At 48.6% G+C, this 16,890-nt stretch carries 18 protein-coding genes; 4 read left to right on the forward strand and 14 right to left on the reverse strand.

What is annotated here, in order from left to right; genetic code table 11:
- The first annotated feature begins 5 nt into the window (after window positions 1-5).
- On the forward strand, window positions 6-1,268 hold the full coding sequence (locus tag HP567_RS21775; protein WP_173608217.1) for an APC family permease: 1,263 nt from the start codon (window positions 6-8) through the stop codon (window positions 1,266-1,268).
- 40 nt (window positions 1,269-1,308) lie between these two features.
- Here the strand turns inward: HP567_RS21775 and HP567_RS21780 are convergent, their stop codons facing one another.
- From HP567_RS21780 to HP567_RS21825, 10 genes are all read right to left on the reverse strand, one after another.
- The gene (locus HP567_RS21780) at window positions 1,309-2,361 is read right to left on the reverse strand and encodes an S-layer homology domain-containing protein (RefSeq protein ID WP_173608218.1); all 1,053 of its coding nucleotides are present in this window, start codon (window positions 2,359-2,361) and stop codon (window positions 1,309-1,311) included.
- Between the two features lie 161 nt (window positions 2,362-2,522).
- On the reverse strand, window positions 2,523-4,145 hold the full coding sequence (gene bshC, locus HP567_RS21785) for a bacillithiol biosynthesis cysteine-adding enzyme BshC (RefSeq protein WP_173608219.1): 1,623 nt from the start codon (window positions 4,143-4,145) through the stop codon (window positions 2,523-2,525).
- 123 nt (window positions 4,146-4,268) lie between these two features.
- Window positions 4,269-4,826, reverse strand: a complete 558-nt coding sequence (locus HP567_RS21790; protein WP_007717657.1) for a helix-turn-helix domain-containing protein — start codon at window positions 4,824-4,826, stop codon at window positions 4,269-4,271.
- A gap of 52 nt (window positions 4,827-4,878) precedes the next feature.
- Window positions 4,879-5,277: a DUF3397 domain-containing protein gene (locus HP567_RS21795; RefSeq protein WP_016740712.1), complete on the reverse strand. Its 399-nt coding sequence runs from the start codon at window positions 5,275-5,277 to the stop codon at window positions 4,879-4,881.
- Window positions 5,274-6,239, reverse strand: coding sequence for a ketopantoate reductase family protein (locus HP567_RS21800; RefSeq protein ID WP_173608220.1), 966 nt, complete (start codon window positions 6,237-6,239; stop codon window positions 5,274-5,276). The genes HP567_RS21795 and HP567_RS21800 overlap by 4 nt, the downstream gene beginning before the upstream one ends.
- A gap of 170 nt (window positions 6,240-6,409) precedes the next feature.
- Window positions 6,410-7,948 carry an acyl-CoA carboxylase subunit beta gene (locus tag HP567_RS21805; protein ID WP_173608221.1) on the reverse strand — a complete coding sequence of 513 codons (1,539 nt, stop codon included), beginning with the start codon at window positions 7,946-7,948 and terminating at the stop codon, window positions 6,410-6,412.
- A gap of 17 nt (window positions 7,949-7,965) precedes the next feature.
- On the reverse strand, window positions 7,966-8,739 hold the full coding sequence (locus tag HP567_RS21810; protein ID WP_173608222.1) for an enoyl-CoA hydratase-related protein: 774 nt from the start codon (window positions 8,737-8,739) through the stop codon (window positions 7,966-7,968).
- A 37-nt stretch (window positions 8,740-8,776) separates the two neighbouring features.
- A complete protein-coding gene (locus HP567_RS21815; protein WP_173608223.1) occupies window positions 8,777-9,676 on the reverse strand; it encodes a hydroxymethylglutaryl-CoA lyase in 900 nt (299 codons plus the stop codon).
- A gap of 52 nt (window positions 9,677-9,728) precedes the next feature.
- Window positions 9,729-9,941 (reverse strand): biotin/lipoyl-containing protein, encoded by a 213-nt coding sequence (locus tag HP567_RS21820; RefSeq protein WP_015892116.1) that lies wholly within the window; start codon window positions 9,939-9,941, stop codon window positions 9,729-9,731.
- Between the two features lie 31 nt (window positions 9,942-9,972).
- Entirely contained in the window at window positions 9,973-11,328 is a 1,356-nt protein-coding gene (locus tag HP567_RS21825; protein ID WP_173608224.1) for an acetyl-CoA carboxylase biotin carboxylase subunit, read from the reverse strand.
- Window positions 11,329-11,605: 277 nt separating this feature from the next.
- Here HP567_RS21825 and HP567_RS21830 point away from each other — a divergent pair, with 277 nt between their 5' ends.
- Complete coding sequence (locus tag HP567_RS21830; RefSeq protein ID WP_047068385.1) at window positions 11,606-12,073, forward strand: N-acetyltransferase; 468 nt, start codon at window positions 11,606-11,608, stop codon at window positions 12,071-12,073.
- 86 nt (window positions 12,074-12,159) lie between these two features.
- Here the strand turns inward: HP567_RS21830 and HP567_RS21835 are convergent, their stop codons facing one another.
- The 3 genes from HP567_RS21835 to HP567_RS21845 form a co-directional block, all read right to left on the reverse strand.
- Entirely contained in the window at window positions 12,160-12,801 is a 642-nt protein-coding gene (locus HP567_RS21835) for an RsfA family transcriptional regulator (RefSeq protein WP_173608225.1), read from the reverse strand.
- Between the two features lie 134 nt (window positions 12,802-12,935).
- Complete coding sequence (locus HP567_RS21840) at window positions 12,936-13,703, reverse strand: enoyl-CoA hydratase/isomerase family protein (protein ID WP_173608226.1); 768 nt, start codon at window positions 13,701-13,703, stop codon at window positions 12,936-12,938.
- 87 nt (window positions 13,704-13,790) lie between these two features.
- Complete coding sequence (locus tag HP567_RS21845; RefSeq protein ID WP_016740704.1) at window positions 13,791-14,168, reverse strand: Spx/MgsR family RNA polymerase-binding regulatory protein; 378 nt, start codon at window positions 14,166-14,168, stop codon at window positions 13,791-13,793.
- Between the two features lie 439 nt (window positions 14,169-14,607).
- Here HP567_RS21845 and HP567_RS21850 point away from each other — a divergent pair, with 439 nt between their 5' ends.
- A complete protein-coding gene (locus HP567_RS21850) occupies window positions 14,608-15,306 on the forward strand; it encodes a helix-turn-helix transcriptional regulator (protein ID WP_047068388.1) in 699 nt (232 codons plus the stop codon).
- A 137-nt stretch (window positions 15,307-15,443) separates the two neighbouring features.
- Window positions 15,444-15,710, forward strand: a complete 267-nt coding sequence (locus HP567_RS21855) for a DUF2626 domain-containing protein (protein ID WP_015892123.1) — start codon at window positions 15,444-15,446, stop codon at window positions 15,708-15,710.
- Window positions 15,711-15,757: 47 nt separating this feature from the next.
- Here the strand turns inward: HP567_RS21855 and HP567_RS21860 are convergent, their stop codons facing one another.
- A complete protein-coding gene (locus HP567_RS21860; RefSeq protein WP_173608227.1) occupies window positions 15,758-16,855 on the reverse strand; it encodes a class I SAM-dependent methyltransferase in 1,098 nt (365 codons plus the stop codon).
- Between the last annotated feature and the right edge of the window lie 35 nt (window positions 16,856-16,890).

The following is a 16,890-nucleotide window of genomic DNA, read 5'->3' on the forward strand; positions in this document are numbered from 1 at the left end:
TACCTATGGGGAAATTATCTACGCAAGCCCCCGGTCTAGCCAAAACACTGCGACTTCCGCAAATCGTCGCCTTATATATCGGGGCGGTGATCGGTTCCGGCGTATTGCTCATCCCCGGACTCGCAGCCGAGAAGGCTGGTCCTGCTTCCATTTTAGCTTGGCTCGTCATGTCTATTCTCGTCCTGCCCATGGCCATTACAATGGGGCTGTTATCTGCTCGTTACCCGAGCTCAGGTGGAGTCTCTACTTTTGTACGGACAGCGTACGGAGATCGATTCGGAAACATGGTTGGCTGGTTCTTTCTCTTGTCTGTCCCGATTGGCGCACCGATTCTTAGTGTTACAGGGGCCAACTACATTGCGATCCTGCTGAACTGGAATGAGTCGCAAGTTTATGCAGCGGCGGCTCTGCTTCTTCTCGCTGTCGTAATAATGAATGTTGTAGGTTTGCATGTAGCTGCACGTGTCCAAACGATTGTTGTCTCGCTGATTATCACGATTTTGATTTTGGCCGTTGTCGCCAGCATTCCGCATGCATCTATGACTCACTTTACCCCATTTATGCCAAACGGTTGGTTGAGTGTCGTGCAAGCCGCAGGTCTGATGTTCTGGTGCTTCATTGGGTGGGAAGCGGTGACGCATCTTTCAGAGGAATTCGTCGATCCTGCGAAAAATGCGATTCGCGGTGTCTTGTGGAGTGCAGGAATCGTTGCTCTCTTATACTTTGCCGTAGCCTTTATGACTGTGGCTACGCATAGCTATGGGGTCGGCATCTCCGCTGCGTCGCTCAGTGTCATGGTTCAACTCTCCTTGGGTCCGATCGGCGGATGGATTGTAGCCGTAACCGCCTTGTTCATTTGTATCGCGACAGCCAACGCGTACATTGGAGCTGCGTCACGCATCGCCTATTCGTTGGCTCAAGAAAAGATCGCTCCGCGTTGGTTTGGCACCCTCCACGTCAAGTACCGGACACCAATCGGCGGACTTCTGTTTCTCTCTCTTTGTTTTGTCGTCGTTCTTGGCGTACTCTATTTCGACGTGATCGACTTGTCCAGACTCATCGAGCTTCCCAATGCTACCTTTTTTGCGACTTACATCGGCGGGTGTCTGGCCGGGGTACGGCTGTTGCACAATAGTCGCGTAGGCCGAATCGCTTCTTGGACTTCTCTCGTATGTACCGTAGGGCTGTATCCTTTTTTGGGGTGGTCCGCTCTCTATCCGCTCGCGATTGCACTCGTCCTTTTTATTTGGCAAAAACGTCATGCCTGACACGAAAAAAGGCTGGGGTCATGTCCCAGCCTTCTTTTTCTTATTCATCTTTTCCAATCAGTCGAAACGTTTTGCCATCGCTCGAGGAAAGGTAAAACGTGCGATCGACGCTTCCGCCCAAATCCCCTGCGTAATATTGAACCGTCATTCTGTATTTATTTATTCCGATTTTTGCAAAGTACATCAGCTCATTGAACTGCGGAAACCGGATATAATCATACACTTCATATTGCATAAACGAAAAATGCTCGCGTAAAAACGATTCGCTCACAGGCAGATTGTTTTTCTTTACATACGCGACCAAGTCATCATAACGTCGAATTTTTTGCTTATCCATCACGTCACTTACGAATGACGAGACAGCTTGTGTCATTGCCTTTTTCTCGCTCTCCGGTACATTGCCAGGATACAGCTCGTCTATTTTCGTTTCCAAACGATTTAATAGGACGACTGCCTGTGCTCTGTTGATTTTGTCATCAGGACGAAAGCTTCCATCTGGAAAGCCAGCCAGAATCCCCATTTTGTAAGCAGGGTAGACCGTCATCACCTGTGTTTCGTTTTCGACCGAAAGATCCGTAAAAAATTTCGCTGTCGTTCCCCGATATTTTTCCCCTTCGGATTGATGCCCGATGGCTGCCAGCAAGGTTCTTGCCGCTTCTAACCGCGTCATGCTATCCGTCGGTTTCCCGGATGGCATGATACCCGCAGAAGCCAAATGGTGATAGGTTTTTTCCGACCAACGTCCCGCAGCAGCCTGCAAGTAGGTCTCTTTGATATAGCCTTCAGGCTCATGACCTGTGAAGGAAGGTATGACGCGTTCAATCAGGGATAAAAACTGTTCTTGCGTCACCGTTTGCTCTGGCTTAAAGGTCCCATCGGGAAATCCTTTGATCAATCCTTTTTTGGTAGCAATCCCTATTTCCTTTGCTGCCCAATGTCCATTCGTGTCAATAAATGCAGGGGAATTGACCACATATTCTTCCCGTGCGTCGGCCTTCTTCATTCCTGCGGTTGCGATGCCCGTCAATAAAACCGACAAGCTAACAACTAGTAGAGTGGCTTTTTTCCCGATTTGTTGTAATGTAATCTGCATCCCGAGTACCACCTTTCCCCAAAAACAATCCATTACTACTAAGACGCAAAATTTGTCGGAAAAGTTTCGGCATAATTTGATGAAAAGTTTTCCATCTGCTTAAACAACAAAAAAATAGCCGGGTCCACTTCTAGGACGATCCGACTATTTTGCGCTGCATTTTACAGGTAATAAAGTTGATGAGTACCATCATGCGCGAATGGCGCATCTACTAATCGGTCAATCAAACCAAGACCATACTTATTTGCAAACGGGAAAAACGAATGCTTTCTTTCTTGCAGTCCACCTTCGGGCAACAAAGCGGTCTCAATTCGTTGGACGCGGACGTGTTCCACGTCATCTTTTTGCTGTAGCGAACGAATTAAACGTTCTTCCAAAAAGGAGACTTGCTCTAGCAGCAGCTTACTATTTTTCTCCGCCAGACCACGCAATCCGCCATCCAGAGAAACGACTTCCTCTACCAGCGGACGATAGATCGACATAATCGACTCCCGTGCCGAAGCGAATTGCTGCTCCAACGGATGTGGCCCCTGATTTTTGGACCACTCGGTTTTCCAAGCGGTGAAATCAGTCAAGACTTGTTCAACAGACAACCCCAAGCTATCCAGCAGTCTCAGTTGAGCACCTTCCACAAGGGTAATGGACATCCGAGGCAATACGATCGGCATCTGCATCCCGAATAGCTCGAATACCTCCCGATAAAACGCCCAATACGCAATCTCACCCGGACCTCCAATGAAGGCAAGCGTAGGAAAGAGATGCTCCTGCATCAACCCACGAGTAACGACGTTTGTGCTAAAACGCTCCGGGGTATCTGCAACCTGCTTGAGCAATTCATCGCGACTGTAAGAACGTCTCCGATTGATAAAGCGCTCCCCGTGACGTTCTAACAGTAATCGATCATCGCCCTCATAGACGAACAGATTGGCTTGATGCTCTTCCACTTGCAATTGGAGCGGATAGCCAGCCGTTGAAATTCGATCTGCTGCCCGCAGCATTACCTTCGTCAATTGCTCATTGTTTTCGATGATCTGTGAAAAAATGGGTTGCTGCAGTTCACGAACAAACGGCAACGAGGATTCAACCAGAACAAGACCGTGCTTGCCAAACAGTTTTGCCATCAAGCGGGCAAACCACTCTGCGACTGTACGCGAGTCTGATGCAGTCTGCGTCAGCAACTCACGAATCTGTTTGGTTTCGGTAGTCTCTGTCTGTCCCTGGAAAAACTTTTCCAGGAACTGCGTACACAGCTCAGGGTCCAAGGGTAGCGTACTTGCCGATTGACGGCCCTTTTTGTTCAGAGCCAGTCGCTCTTTGTGCAGGCGCTTTCCATCGTCCGCTCCCCAGTACACGTGATCGATCTCATCGATGTCATGATCTTCGCCAGCAATCCAAAACACCGGAATGACGTTCGCCTGAAGCTCGGCAGACAGCCTCTTCGCTGCCTGGATCAGATGAACAGCCTTGTTGACCGTATAGAGTGGCCCACCCAGAACTCCTGCTTGCTGACCGCCGATGACCACATAGGTGTCTGGCTGTTTGAGCAACTCGATATTTTTCAGTGTTTCAGGGTGAGTACCCATCTCTTTATTAAATCGATATAAACCTTCCACGAGCTGGTTCCGGTGAGGATAGGATTGACTTCGAAGCCATTCCACGCGTTCTCGATAGGACTGTTCACGGTAGGGATTATGTGCAAAAAACTGTAATGCAGAGGCATTTTGCTGCTGGTACTCCTGTGCCAGCGGATTCGCCAATGGAAGCGCGAGACATTCAACATTCATGCTAGCTCACCTTTCTTCGGGCCATGGTCAACCAAAATTATAACATGCTCCACAGCCACAAAAAACAAGACAACCCACTTTAATGGGTTGTCAAAGTGTAATACAGGCTCGTTTGCGCTTGCATTAAAATTGCGGAGGGGTGACGGACCAGATTAACAAAGCTTCCGTTTCTCCTGTATTTTCGATTGAGTGTGTTTTGCTGCTATCAAATGAAATACTGTCTCCTGCTTCCAATACATGCTCTTCATCGTTGAAGCGTGCTGTCACACTGCCAGTAATGACCGTGAAGCACTCTTCTCCCTCTGACTGCACGAACTTGTCGACAGCCATTTCTCCAGGCATCAGTCGCACTTCCAGCATCCCCAGCTTGGCACTACCTCCCATCGAGAGCAGCGAATACGTGCCCGTCGATTCAGGAAAGACCAGTTGTCTGCGTTTTTGCAAGCGAGTCACATGCACCTGCTTTTGATCAATATCTTCGAAAAAATGAATGATGGGTGACTCCAGAGCTTTGGTGATTTTCCACAGCGAATCCAGCGACGGCTGTGAAATTCCGCGCTCTACTTGGCTCAGCAAACCCTTGCTTAACCCTGTCTTGCCTGCCATAATTTCCAAGGTAAAGCCGCGTTCTTTCCGAATCATTCGAATCTTATGACCGATGGTCTCGATGGGAAGTCGCATAGTTCCAACCTTCTTTCTTATCGGAATAAATACGATATGTATCAACAGTGCTTTACACGACACCCATCGTTTTGATAATTCCGGTCGTAAACAGCACTATGTAGACGATTCCAAACCAGAGAAACGACAATCGCCAGGCTGAAAATCCTACCTTTTTGAGGGAGAGCCGCCCCTTCAACTTCATCTGTACCCACCCAAGGAGTATGGTTACCACCAGGTAAAAACAGAATACCCACCACCAAGCGGAGAATGCCTCGGGCCAGATCAGTTCGTAAGCGGAAACGGCAGAGCGAATCACCAAAAGATTCGTGATATTTATCGCGAAGCGGCCTGCCAATTTCTTGTTCCGCGTCATTCCATACAAGATGAAATAAACGATCGGAAATCCGAGAAACGGCACAACCGTCAGCGTCCCCCACAAATAGGCCCAGACATTCGCCAAAAAGGTCATCTACTGTCGCCTCCCTCCTTCCGTATTCCCATGTCTGACTTTAGAAGGATAACGCGAAGCAAGGTTTCGTGCAGCGGAGTTGGAATCCCGGCCTTTTGCCCTACTTGGACGAGATAGCCGTTGATAGACTGCACTTCCGTCGGTCTGCGCTTCTTAATATCCTGCAGCATGGAGGAAAGATTACGGGAAGTATTTCGGCAAATGGAGACAATTTCCTGCAAGTCTGCATCCTCGATTTTTTGTCCGGCATACGCAGCCACTGCAGCTGCTTCCACAAATAAAGCACGCATGAGCTGTTGCGTATGTGAATTTTCGAGGAGGGCACCATTTGGGATTTCAAAAAGCGCGGTTAACGGATTGATCAGCGCATTTGCGATGAGCTTGCGCCAAGCGAAGGGCTGTATTGCCTTTTCATAGACAGCCTCCATGCCTGTTGCTATTGCCCATTCGACAAATATGCGAATCAGTGGATCATTGCAATCAGAAGTCTCCCAAGAGCCTACACGCAAAGTACCTGTACCGGTGTGCACGACTTCTGTAGGCGACAATCTCCTTGCTCCTTCCGTATTAATCGCAAAGAAGCACTGTGTCTCCGTTAAAACGGTTCGAAGCAATTCGTAATGACCCATGCCATTTTGCAAAGCGATTACTCTTGCCTTGAGGTCCAACCTTTGTAGAGCTGGGAGCAAGCTGTGCAAATCTGGCTGCTTTACAGTTAACAGATACAGATTCCCTTCAGGCAATCCTTCTTCAATGGAGCGAGCGGCTACGGGAACAGTGACTGAATCCCCATTCAGCTTTTGAAAGCTGAGCCCGCGTTCATTTAGCTGATTCGCCTGGAGTGAACTGCGTGTAACAATCGTAACAGGTTGTCCAGCGTGTGCGAGCCTTGCTGCATACAGCAGCCCGACAGACCCTCCACCTATGACTACTACCTGAAACGTCATTGGTTCTAGCAGCATTTGTTCACCCACATTAATCAATGCTTATTTTTCAAGAATAACAGAGTTTTCGGGATTGTTCAATTGATTGCCACAAAAAAAGATCGAAATTATCGAAATATTCCTTGGCTCCCACACCTTTTTTGTAAAAAAATTGGCTGTCGCCCATTGACGACAGCCTGACCCCTCAATTATACGGGATAAACAGCATGCTTTCTGTCCGAAAAAACGTGACGCTTTTCCTTGTAAACCTCGTAGCGCTGGATTAATTCGCGTCTCAGTTCGCTTGGAGGCACAACAGCATCCACAATCAAGTTCGAAGCCAGTAAGTACAGATCGATGTCTTCCTGATACTCTCTGCGTTTTTCCTGAATAAACGCTTGACGCTCCGCCGGGTCCTCAATCGCCTGTATTTTGTTACTGTAGACGGCATTAACGGCTGCTTCTGGTCCCATCACGGCGATTTGGGCTCCGGGCAGTGCGAGGCAAGCATCTGGTTCAAAGGCAGAGCTAGCCATTGCATACAAGCCAGCACCATACGCTTTACGTACAATGACGGATATTTTCGGTACTGTGGCTTCCGCCATGGCGGAGATCATTTTTGCCCCGTGTCTGATAATGCCTGCCCGCTCTACGGCTGTCCCAATCATAAATCCCGGAACATCCGCCAAGAACAACAGTGGAATGGAAAACGCATCGCACAGCGTGATGAATCGAGCCGCCTTGTCAGCCGAATCGACAAACAAGACTCCTCCTTTTACACGCGGCTGGTTGGCAATGATACCGACAGGTTTGCCATCCAGACGTGCCAATCCGGTAATCAGTTCTTGGGCAAATAATTTTTTGATTTCAAAGAACGAATCCTCGTCGACCAATGCTGTAATGACATCATGCATATTAAAAGCTGCATTTTGGTTCTCCGGCACGATGCTCGTGATTTCTTTCGCTGTAGACACAGGAGCTTTTGCCAGTGCAGTCGGCGGCGTCAATGTATAGTTCGCCGGGAAGAAGCGCAGATAGCTGCGCGCTGATTGAATCGCTTCTTCTTCATTGGCAGCCAGTATGTCGCCGCATCCGCTGACGGAGCAATGCATGCGTGCGCCGCCCAACTCCTCCAAGCTCACTTTTTCTCCAATCACCATTTCTGCCATGCGCGGAGAGCCCAAGTACATGCTCGCGTTTTTGTCGACCATGATGACAATGTCACAAAAAGCAGGGATATAAGCGCCACCAGCCGCAGAAGGTCCAAACAAAATGCACACTTGTGGAATTTTGCCCGAAAGCTTCACTTGGTTGTAAAAGATTCGGCCAGCCCCCCGTCGGCCTGGGAACATCTCCAATTGATCAGTGATACGCGCTCCTGCTGAATCGACGAGATAGAGAAGAGGAACACGCATTTTTTCGGCTGTCTCTTGAATGCGAATGATTTTTTCGACGGTCCGCGATCCCCAAGACCCGGCTTTCACAGTCGAATCATTTGCCATCACGCAGACGGTTTGACCATTAACCTTGCCAATTGCGGTCACAACTCCATCCGCCGGCAGATCGCCTGCCATAACATTCGCGAACAGCCCATCCTCGACCATGAACTCGTCATCAAACAATAGCTTGAGGCGATCGCGGACGAACAGCTTGTTTTGCTCCTTGAGCTTGTCATGATACTTGGCATCGCCCCCTTGCACTACTTGGGCAATTTTTTCGTGCAATGTGTCTTCCAAATGTTTGGTCATCAGCGTAATCCCCCTCGTCACTCTCCGCGGTATATCGGTTTTCGTTTTTCTTGGAAGGCTGCGAGTCCTTCTAGGCGGTCTTTCGTCGGGACGAGCAGCTTGTACGCGTTGCTTTCAATCTGAAGTCCGCTACCTAGCTCGACTTCCACTCCACAATCGATGGCAAACTTGGCTTGGGCTAAGGCAAGTGGAGCATTCGCTGAAATTTGCTCGGCCAAAGAAATGGCTGTCGCCATGAGTTGATCAGTGGGAACAATCCGATTGACTAACCCGATGGACATTGCCTCCTCTGGAAAAACACGCCTTGCCGTAAAAATCAGTTCCTTGGCGACGCCTTTTCCAACCAGCCGAGGTAGGCGCTGTGTTCCGCCGGCGCCAGGGATGATCCCGAGCGATGTCTCCGTTAACCCCATCTGGGCCTGATCACTCATGATCCGCAGATCGCACGCCAATGCCAATTCGGTACCGCCACCCAGTGCCAGCCCGTTAATCGCCGCGATGACAGGTTTCGGTAGCTTTTCCAGCTCTGTGAACGTATCTCGAATCGTTTGGATATAGACATCAACCTGTTGTGGTGACATGGAGCGTCGCTCTCTCAAATCTGCACCAGAGCAAAACGCCTTGTCACCAGCCCCTGTCACAATGACCGCCCGGATGTCGCGATTATGGTTGATTTCACTGATCAAGCCGCGCAGTGTCACAAGCGTATCCAGATTGAGGCAGTTAAAAACTTCTGGCCGTTGCAGCGTCAGTACGCCGATTGCGCCCTCTCTTTGCAGGGAAACCGTCATCTTCTATCCCCTCTTTGCGAATGTGTGGAAATACAGATCATCCAGCTGGTTTACTTGCGAGCGATGCCCGTAGCACTTTTGAGGGGAGCTCTTTGCCCAACTGCTGCCCAATATACGCACCAGCCTCAATCAACTTCTCGAGATCGACTCCCGTTTCATAGTCCATTCCGTGCAACATGTAGACCAAATCTTCAGTCGAAATGTTGCCGGCAGCTCCTGGGGCATACGGGCATCCACCAAGCCCGCCGATTGAGCTGTCAAAGATTCGGATTCCTTCATCAAGCGCCGCTGCTACGTTCGCCAATCCGGTTCCTCTCGTATCATGGAAATGGGCGGCTAAGCGCTCGTTCGTAACATCTTTCACAAGTTCTCCAAAAACCTCATGAACCTGCTTCGGTGTTGCAACCCCTATCGTATCCCCGAGAGAAATCTCGTACACTCCCATTTCCAACAGAGCCTCTGTCACCCTGCGGCTATTGTCCAGCGGAACGTTTCCTTCATACGGACAGCCGAACACCGTTGAGATATATCCACGAACTTTCATCCCGAGAGCCAGCGCTTCCTGGGCAACCTCCCGCAGGATCGGATACGTGTCTGCTATCGGTTTATTGATGTTTTTTTGATTATGGGTTTCAGAGGCAGACATGAACAGGGCAATCTCTGTCAGTCCGCACTGGCGCGCCCGCTCCAGACCGCGAATATTTGGAACCAATGCGCTAAGCGCTACCTCTTGGCTGCGATTGATTCCCTGCAAGACCTCATCTGCATCCGCCAATTGCGGTATCCATTTCGGATTCACAAATGAACTTGCTTCTATCCGCTTCAAGCCTGCTGCCATCAGCTTATGAATCAAGGCAATTTTTGCTGCTGCCGGAACGATCGCGCTCTCATTTTGCAACCCGTCACGAGGACCGACCTCCACGATTTGCACACGCACAACAAGTCACCCCCCTCGCCTAGCGGTCGCTCAGTTTAGAAGTATTCTAATCCTATTCCAAAACGACAATGATATCGCCATCATTGACAAAATCGCCAATATTCGCTTTAACTTCCACAACCTTGCCTGATGCTTGAGCCTGTACAGGAACTTCCATTTTCATCGATTCCAGTACAAGGACATCTTGTCCTTCATTGATCTCGTCACCTGGCTGCACCAGAACATTAATAACGGTTCCTGCCATATTGGCTGCTACTTGTTTCATGGATGGATCTCTCCTTTACATATCATGGATATTAGCGTTTTTCCGTGCTTGACGCAGTTCCGCGCTCAGTAACAAACCATGTTGTATAGTTACCTGCTCGGAATTGTTCATCCTGTAATACTTCTTGCAAAAACGGAATGTTCGTTTTAATGCCAGTAATCAGAAAATGATCCATAGCCTTCTGCGCCTGCTGTACAGCCTCTTCTCTTGTCGCTCCAGAGACAATGACCTTTGCAATCATCGGGTCGTAAAAAGGAGTCACCTGTGTACCTGTCTCTACCCCATCATCAATTCTTACATCTTCAAATGCAGGTGGCTGATACAACGTAATCGTCCCTGGCGATGGCAGGAAGGTGACAGGGTCTTCCGCATAGACACGCAGCTCAATCGCGTGGCGCAGAGCCTTGACGTCCTCTTGCTTGATCGACAGCGGGTGACCATCGGCAATGTCCAGTTGGAGCGACACGAGGTCAATGCCCGTCATTTCTTCCGTCACGGGATGCTCCACTTGCAAGCGTGTATTCATTTCCAAGAAGTAAAAGTTTTTCTGTTCATCTACGATAAATTCAACCGTTCCTACACCTGAGTAGCCCACTGCTTTCGCTGCGGTAACCGCTGCATTGCACAAAAGCTCTCTTGTTGCTGTGTCCAAAAAGGGCGACGGGCTTTCCTCGAGCACCTTTTGATGTCTGCGCTGTATGGAGCATTCCCGTTCTAATAAGTGGATGACGTTTCCATGTTGATCAGCAACGACCTGCACTTCGATGTGGTGCGGACGTTCCACGTATTTCTCCATGTACATCGCATCGTTTCCAAAATACGCTTTTGCCCGACCTTTCGCCGATTGGTAGGCTTGACGCAGTTCGGCCTCTTCTCGGCAAATGTGCATCCCGATTCCTCCGCCGCCAGCACTTGCCTTGAGCATCACGGGATATCCAATGGACATCGCGATGACAGCTGCTTCATCTGGAGAATCGATAGCCTGTTCACACCCCGGAACTACCGGCACTCCCGCAGCCTCCATCATACGGCGGGCAGTCAGCTTGTCACCCATTTGCCCGATGACCTCGGGGGTTGGCCCAATGAATAGAAGACCCTCCTCCAGAACACGGCGGGCAAAAGCTTCGTTTTCTGACAAAAGACCGTAGCCTGGGTGAATGGCATCGGCACCGGTGCTTTTCGCTGCTGCAAGAATAGCCTCTACGTTCAGGTAGCTGTGCGGAACGGGCGGTGGACCAATATGGACTGACTCATCTGCTTCACGTACAAACGGCAGATCCTTGTCTGCATCCGAATAGACAGCAACCGTAGCCACTCCTCTTGCCTTGCATGTACGGATAATTCGTCTGGCAATTTCACCACGGTTTGCGATTAATACCTTTTTCATGGCAACGCTCCCCTCTTTGACAAACCGACTACAACCGTAAGCGCTTCCAAATTGTTTGCCTGGTTTGTATCATGTGATGCTACTTTCTATTTTGCCACGAGAATGATCATAGTTCTAGGATGAAATTTTAAATTTTTCCAAGGAAGCGAAATCATTTCCTGACAATCCCTCTATATAAAAAAAGAAAAACACTTCGGAAAAGCCTAACATCGTGTATAATAAAGGGGCGGGGCCAAAAGGTGGCCAAGGCAAAGAGCTGTGAGAGGAGTGGCTAACCATGTTTGAAGTAAGACGTTTGCAAATCAACTATAAGACACTGGAGGAATTCCAGAAGTTTCGCGAATTTGGCCTGGAGGAGCTTTCTATGAAGGAAGACCTGGAGGCGAACATCGTGGAAAATGATTCGGAATCTCCATTTTACGGTATTTATGACAACGATCTTCTGGTAGCACGTATGAGCCTCTACAAAATTGACGGGAAATACGACCGTTACTTCCAACCTGCGCAAGACTATTACGAGCTGTGGAAGCTTGAGGTCCTGCCTGACTACCGCGGCAAAGATTACGGAACAGCTTTGGTTAACCACGCGAAGAGCTTTGGAGCTCCTATTAAAACCAACTCCCGCTGCCGCGCAGACGATTTTTGGTTGAAAATGGGCTTCACGCCTGTGAAGTACAACCTCATGCGTGATCGTGGTGAAAACCCGTACGTATGGTTGCCAGAGAGCGTAGAGCTGCAAGACTAGCTCCCTCTTTACTAACATGAATGACAGATGAATGCGCAAACAAAAAGAAGCGGATCAATCACCGCTTCTTTTTTCATACCTAGCGCTTATTTTTCCACGCGCTCTAAATTTCCGTTTTCATCCATTTTGAAGATCGCTTTGTTGGAATCTTCTTCCTGTAAAAAAGCAAGCTTGCGTGCACGTTCCATAATCTGTACCAACGCACGGTAATCATCATTGACACCCTGAACCTGATCCAGCTCTTTTCTAGCGCGTTCGTGGGCTTCTTTCAATTCTTTTAACTCCAACTCTTTTCCTTCCAACTCTTGTTCCAATTGTCGCAAGCGACGAGTCATTTCCTTTTGATTGACGAGCATGCGAATGACTGCTTCAATCTGCTGCTCCTCTACATCCGCGTACTTTTGCACCTCTGCTATTGGTGTCTCAGAACGTTTTGTATGCAACGTGACGACCTCGACCTCTGCCACCACAGGGGGCGGTGCTTGAATCCTCCCGAGCTTTTTCAATTGCTGCCTCTGGCTTTTCGCAATCGAAATGGCCGCATCGTACCGTTTACGTACGCAACTGTTCCAGCGGAAGCCGCACGCAGCTGCTGTCCTTCCCAACCTTTGACCCACTTCTTCAAATGCAGCAAGCTGTGTGCCGCCTTCGCGTATGTGGCGCAAGGTGACTTCCGCCAACACTAGATCGTCATCTTCGGTCCATGCGTCTTGTCTGGAAGCTACCATATGAGTCCCTCCCGTTACCTTTAAAAAGGATGATGTAATTCATCCTATGCTTTTCCCTACTCTTGTAGAATCGCTTTCTACTAGAAAAAGTATGTCCAAGCAAATAAATGTTTAAACGGAAAGGTCTACATCGATCAGGACATTGGGCGCTTTGTCAGGAAGCTTTCCACTACGGAGACGTGCTCAGGGCTACCCCATAGATGCGCACATTGACTCACTTCACGCCGGATTCGTTCTTCTTGCGGAATACCCATACGCTTCCACCGCAGGATCTGCATGTACGCTTCAATGCCAGCTAGTGGCTGGGCAGCGATTTTTCGAGCGAAACGATATACTTCCTCCTGGAGCTTCTCTTCCGTGTATACCTCGTCAACAAAACCGTAGGACTTGGCTTCCTCTGCACGCAATCTGTCACCAGTCAACAGGAGAGCGAGTGCTTTTGACTCTGGCAGCAAGTCCAACAGCCGACTTCCCCCACCCCAGCCTGTCGTAATATGCATACTGATTTGTACAAAACCGAACGTCGCCCGGTTACTGGCAAAACGAAAATGACACGCGCCCGCAAACTCACAGCCACCTCCGACCGCGGCACCGTTAATCATGGCAATCACCGGTTTGGAATACTGATCAATGGCCGACAAAAGCCCCGTCACTTTGCTGAGCAAAGGATGCGCCTGTTCAAAGCCACGAGCTGCAATAAACTGATTCAAATCGCCTCCGGAAACGAAGCTTCTGCCCGTCCCCGTCACAATCAGAACCTTCACCCGAGGATCGGCTTGGCAGTCTTGCAGGACCTGATGCAGTTCGTCAACCAGCTCCACGCTGATGGCATTATGTACATGCGGTCGATTTAATGTGATCGTGGCAATACCGTCCTGTTTTTGCAAAAGCAAGGTCTCCATAAGAACTCCCACCTCTTTATCAGCTTGTGGCTTTATTTTACCTTTCGATGGACAAACAAAAAAGAGGAGGTCTTTCCCCCCTCTTCATTAGGACAACAGATTTTTCATGGCGGAAGAATTGAATCCGACAATCAGGTTTTCACCGTCAGTCAGGATCGGACGCTTCAAAAGCTGAGGCTCTTCGCTAAGCATTTCGAGCAGTTCCTTCACCGACATATCATTAATATCGACATCCAGGTTTTTAAAACGCTGACTTCTCGTCGACAAGATTTCATCCAAGCCATTTGAAGTCATTTTGATAATATCCAGCAGTTCTTCTGCTGTCGGTGGATTTTTGAACAAGTGACGCTCTTCGTAATTCACTCCGTTTTCTGCCAGCCATGCCTTCGCTTTGCGACAGGATGTGCAGCTAGGATAAGTGAAAAACGTTAATTTTTGTGTTTGTGTACGTTCAGCAACGGCCATTGGTTACCCCTCCATCTCATCTATTACGCATGATTTCATCTATAAAAGTCTTACGATTTGCAGTTCTTGATGTTTGGTTCAGGCTCTTACAAAAAGTTAGCCAATAAAATTTCTTTCCTTACTTTGGATTTTAATGCTTCATTAACACTATGTCAATAGTAGTTAATTTAAAAACTAGATGAAAATTCGTGTGATATCCTGTTGTAGCACACTGCTACCTTAACAAGTAACACAAAATGGGATACACTTATGAAGATTGTTCAAAAAGTTGTCTTTTGATCACGAAGGAGTCCTGAAAGTTGGGTAACATCGAAAGAGGCGTTCACCTTCAAAGTCCGGTGCTCATGTAGGTCCCCTACACTCACCACTTTCTCGGTGCTGAAAAGACGACTTTTAGAATTTGATCTTATGGAAATTGTTTTGAGAAAGGGGTATCGGCATGGACCACGATGCGCAAAAGTTAACCAGTGCTTTAGCTGACCCCACCCGTTTTTCCATTTACCAATTTGTCGCCTACAGTAAAGATCCCATCACGGTTCAGGATATAGCTGATCACTTCTCTATCCATCCAAATGTGGCACGCTTGCATTTGACCAAGCTGGAAGACGTGAATTTACTCACTGCTGTTACAGACAAAAGCGGTAAGGGAGGACGTCCCAGTCGGTTGTACTCACTTTCTGAACAGGTTGTGAGTCTGCAATTCCCACCTCGTGACTATCAGTTGTTGGCCGATATCGCGATTGAAAGCCTCCTATCGCTCGGCGAGGCTGGCGAAGCCGCTCTCATTAAAATGGGACATCGCATTGGAACAGAGATGGCAAAACGGGCGGTTGTCCAAAGCGGAATCAATTTAGAAACAGCCTCTATGGAAGAAAAATTGGACCTGGTCCATCGGATTGTCGTGGCCCAGGGATTGAAACCAGACATCGAAGCAATGGATGAAGGAAAGCTGCGTTTTCGCGTGAATAATTGCACCTTCTCTGACAGCGCAAAAAAATATCCGAATGCCGTATGCCAGATGCACAACGCTCTCTTGATGGGAATATTCGAAACGTACTTGGGGAACATTGAGTTACGTGAGGATGATTCCAAAATTCGCGGTTGCCAATCCTGCAACTATACGGTGATTCAGTATTAGCACCGCAAGTCCAGTCTCTCCCCCTCGGGTGACAATAATCCGACATACCTTTATCGTTTACACGTGTTCACCTGTCCTATATAATGGGGGAGGAATCTTGTAAATCTTACCGTTCGAGGCAAAAAGGGGGGACAAAAATGGATCGTATGTATCGCGTTCTTGGTTTCTGGACCATTGTGATCGCGTTGATGGCGTTTTGGGGAGAATTGTACCCGATGGCGCTCATCTTCTTCAGTTTGACTGCTTTCTTCGTAGCATTGAGCTACATGAATCTGACTGAACGAGTATACTTAAACATTTTCTTCGGCTTCATGTTCCTGTCTTTTGTTGGATTCACGTATTACACGTTCTTCGTGATGCCTGTTGGCCCACAAGAGCACGCTTTGCTACAATTGATTATGTAAAAAAAGATGCTCGCCATGAGCATCTTTTTTTGTGTTCCCTTCTTCTTTTACTCCCGGATGCCTTTTCCTTGGACCATGACCCAAAAACGCCCACCCAAGCCAGCAGGATCGATCAACTGCTGAATAGCCCGATTCCGTTTCATCGCAACGCTCGTGAAAGGGTCTGTATCCATATGCGCGACCGCTTTATGAAGCAAGCCATTGCGCATCAAAAACCGATCCTGCCTCATATAGTCCATTTCCCGTAAACCAGCCTTTTCTCCATACTCTTGCCACGCAGAAAAATTCACATGTGTCGTCAAGTCTTGTTCGCCAATGTTGATATACGGATTCGTATGCGCCCGATGACGATGATAGCACATCAGTGTTCCGTTTTTTCTACTGGGATGGTAAAGCTCCTCTTGCAGATCACCGTAATCAATCGTAATGACGAACCCTTTTTTCAAGAGGGAGGAAACTTCTTGTGCCGCTTGCTCCATCGCCAAGTTTATCTCGATCCGCATGCCGATCGGCAGCTTCAAGTTCAGCCCTAGCACATATTCTCCTAGCGCTGGTGTCATCTCTCCCAGACACTCTTCCAACCCGTCCTCGGCAGCACGCACCCACACTTCCTGCCAGCCGAATTTGGTTTTTTCTACAATATGTACCGGAAATGCGTCCAGCCATTCATTCGAAAAAATAACCCCTTCTATTTTTTCATGCTTGGCAGCTTCCTTCACGGAAGAATACCAACGCTTCGGACCCTCGTGCCACTCGAGTGCCTCCTGCTGCACTTTCCGGTGATACGGACTCGCTTCTATCAAAATGACCGTCAACTCTTTGTATACCGCTGGCTTGCATTCGCGGATACGCTCCAGCATGTGACGGCAGACAGCCCCGGTTCCACCACCAATCTCCACGAGAACAGGCGAAGTAATATCCGCCTCCTCCCATAATGCCAAAACAGCATCCGCGATTGTTTCCGCAAAGACGGGATGCACCGATGCGCTCGTATAAAAATCTCCCGTTTTGCCTACTTTGGGTTGTTCAACCATATAATATCCATGAGTATCGTGGTATAGGGCCAACTCCATAAAGCGCGCGAACGTAATCGCTTTTCCTGGTTGGTTTTCTATTTCCTCGCGAATCAGTTCGATCATCGTCATAAGCTCTTCTCCTGCTATCCAAATTCAACTAGATA

The organism is Brevibacillus sp. M2.1A (assembly GCF_013284355.2).
GTDB lineage: Bacteria > Bacillota > Bacilli > Brevibacillales > Brevibacillaceae > Brevibacillus.

What these genes read in the sequence shown, in the direction of transcription:
- HP567_RS21775 (WP_173608217.1), top strand. Translation starts at nt 6, where the DNA reads ATGGGGAAATTATCTACGCAAGCCCCCGGTCTAGCCAAAACACTGCGA.
- HP567_RS21780 (WP_173608218.1), bottom strand. Translation starts at nt 2,361, where the DNA reads ATGCAGATTACATTACAACAAATCGGGAAAAAAGCCACTCTACTAGTT.
- bshC (WP_173608219.1), bottom strand. Translation starts at nt 4,145, where the DNA reads ATGAATGTTGAATGTCTCGCGCTTCCATTGGCGAATCCGCTGGCACAG.
- HP567_RS21790 (WP_007717657.1), bottom strand. Translation starts at nt 4,826, where the DNA reads ATGCGACTTCCCATCGAGACCATCGGTCATAAGATTCGAATGATTCGG.
- HP567_RS21795 (WP_016740712.1), bottom strand. Translation starts at nt 5,277, where the DNA reads ATGACCTTTTTGGCGAATGTCTGGGCCTATTTGTGGGGGACGCTGACG.
- HP567_RS21800 (WP_173608220.1), bottom strand. Translation starts at nt 6,239, where the DNA reads ATGCTGCTAGAACCAATGACGTTTCAGGTAGTAGTCATAGGTGGAGGG.
- HP567_RS21805 (WP_173608221.1), bottom strand. Translation starts at nt 7,948, where the DNA reads ATGACCAAACATTTGGAAGACACATTGCACGAAAAAATTGCCCAAGTA.
- HP567_RS21810 (WP_173608222.1), bottom strand. Translation starts at nt 8,739, where the DNA reads ATGACGGTTTCCCTGCAAAGAGAGGGCGCAATCGGCGTACTGACGCTG.
- HP567_RS21820 (WP_015892116.1), bottom strand. Translation starts at nt 9,941, where the DNA reads ATGAAACAAGTAGCAGCCAATATGGCAGGAACCGTTATTAATGTTCTG.
- HP567_RS21825 (WP_173608224.1), bottom strand. Translation starts at nt 11,328, where the DNA reads ATGAAAAAGGTATTAATCGCAAACCGTGGTGAAATTGCCAGACGAATT.
- HP567_RS21830 (WP_047068385.1), top strand. Translation starts at nt 11,606, where the DNA reads ATGTTTGAAGTAAGACGTTTGCAAATCAACTATAAGACACTGGAGGAA.
- HP567_RS21835 (WP_173608225.1), bottom strand. Translation starts at nt 12,801, where the DNA reads ATGGTAGCTTCCAGACAAGACGCATGGACCGAAGATGACGATCTAGTG.
- HP567_RS21840 (WP_173608226.1), bottom strand. Translation starts at nt 13,703, where the DNA reads ATGGAGACCTTGCTTTTGCAAAAACAGGACGGTATTGCCACGATCACA.
- HP567_RS21845 (WP_016740704.1), bottom strand. Translation starts at nt 14,168, where the DNA reads ATGGCCGTTGCTGAACGTACACAAACACAAAAATTAACGTTTTTCACT.
- HP567_RS21850 (WP_047068388.1), top strand. Translation starts at nt 14,608, where the DNA reads ATGGACCACGATGCGCAAAAGTTAACCAGTGCTTTAGCTGACCCCACC.
- HP567_RS21855 (WP_015892123.1), top strand. Translation starts at nt 15,444, where the DNA reads ATGGATCGTATGTATCGCGTTCTTGGTTTCTGGACCATTGTGATCGCG.
- HP567_RS21860 (WP_173608227.1), bottom strand. Translation starts at nt 16,855, where the DNA reads ATGACGATGATCGAACTGATTCGCGAGGAAATAGAAAACCAACCAGGA.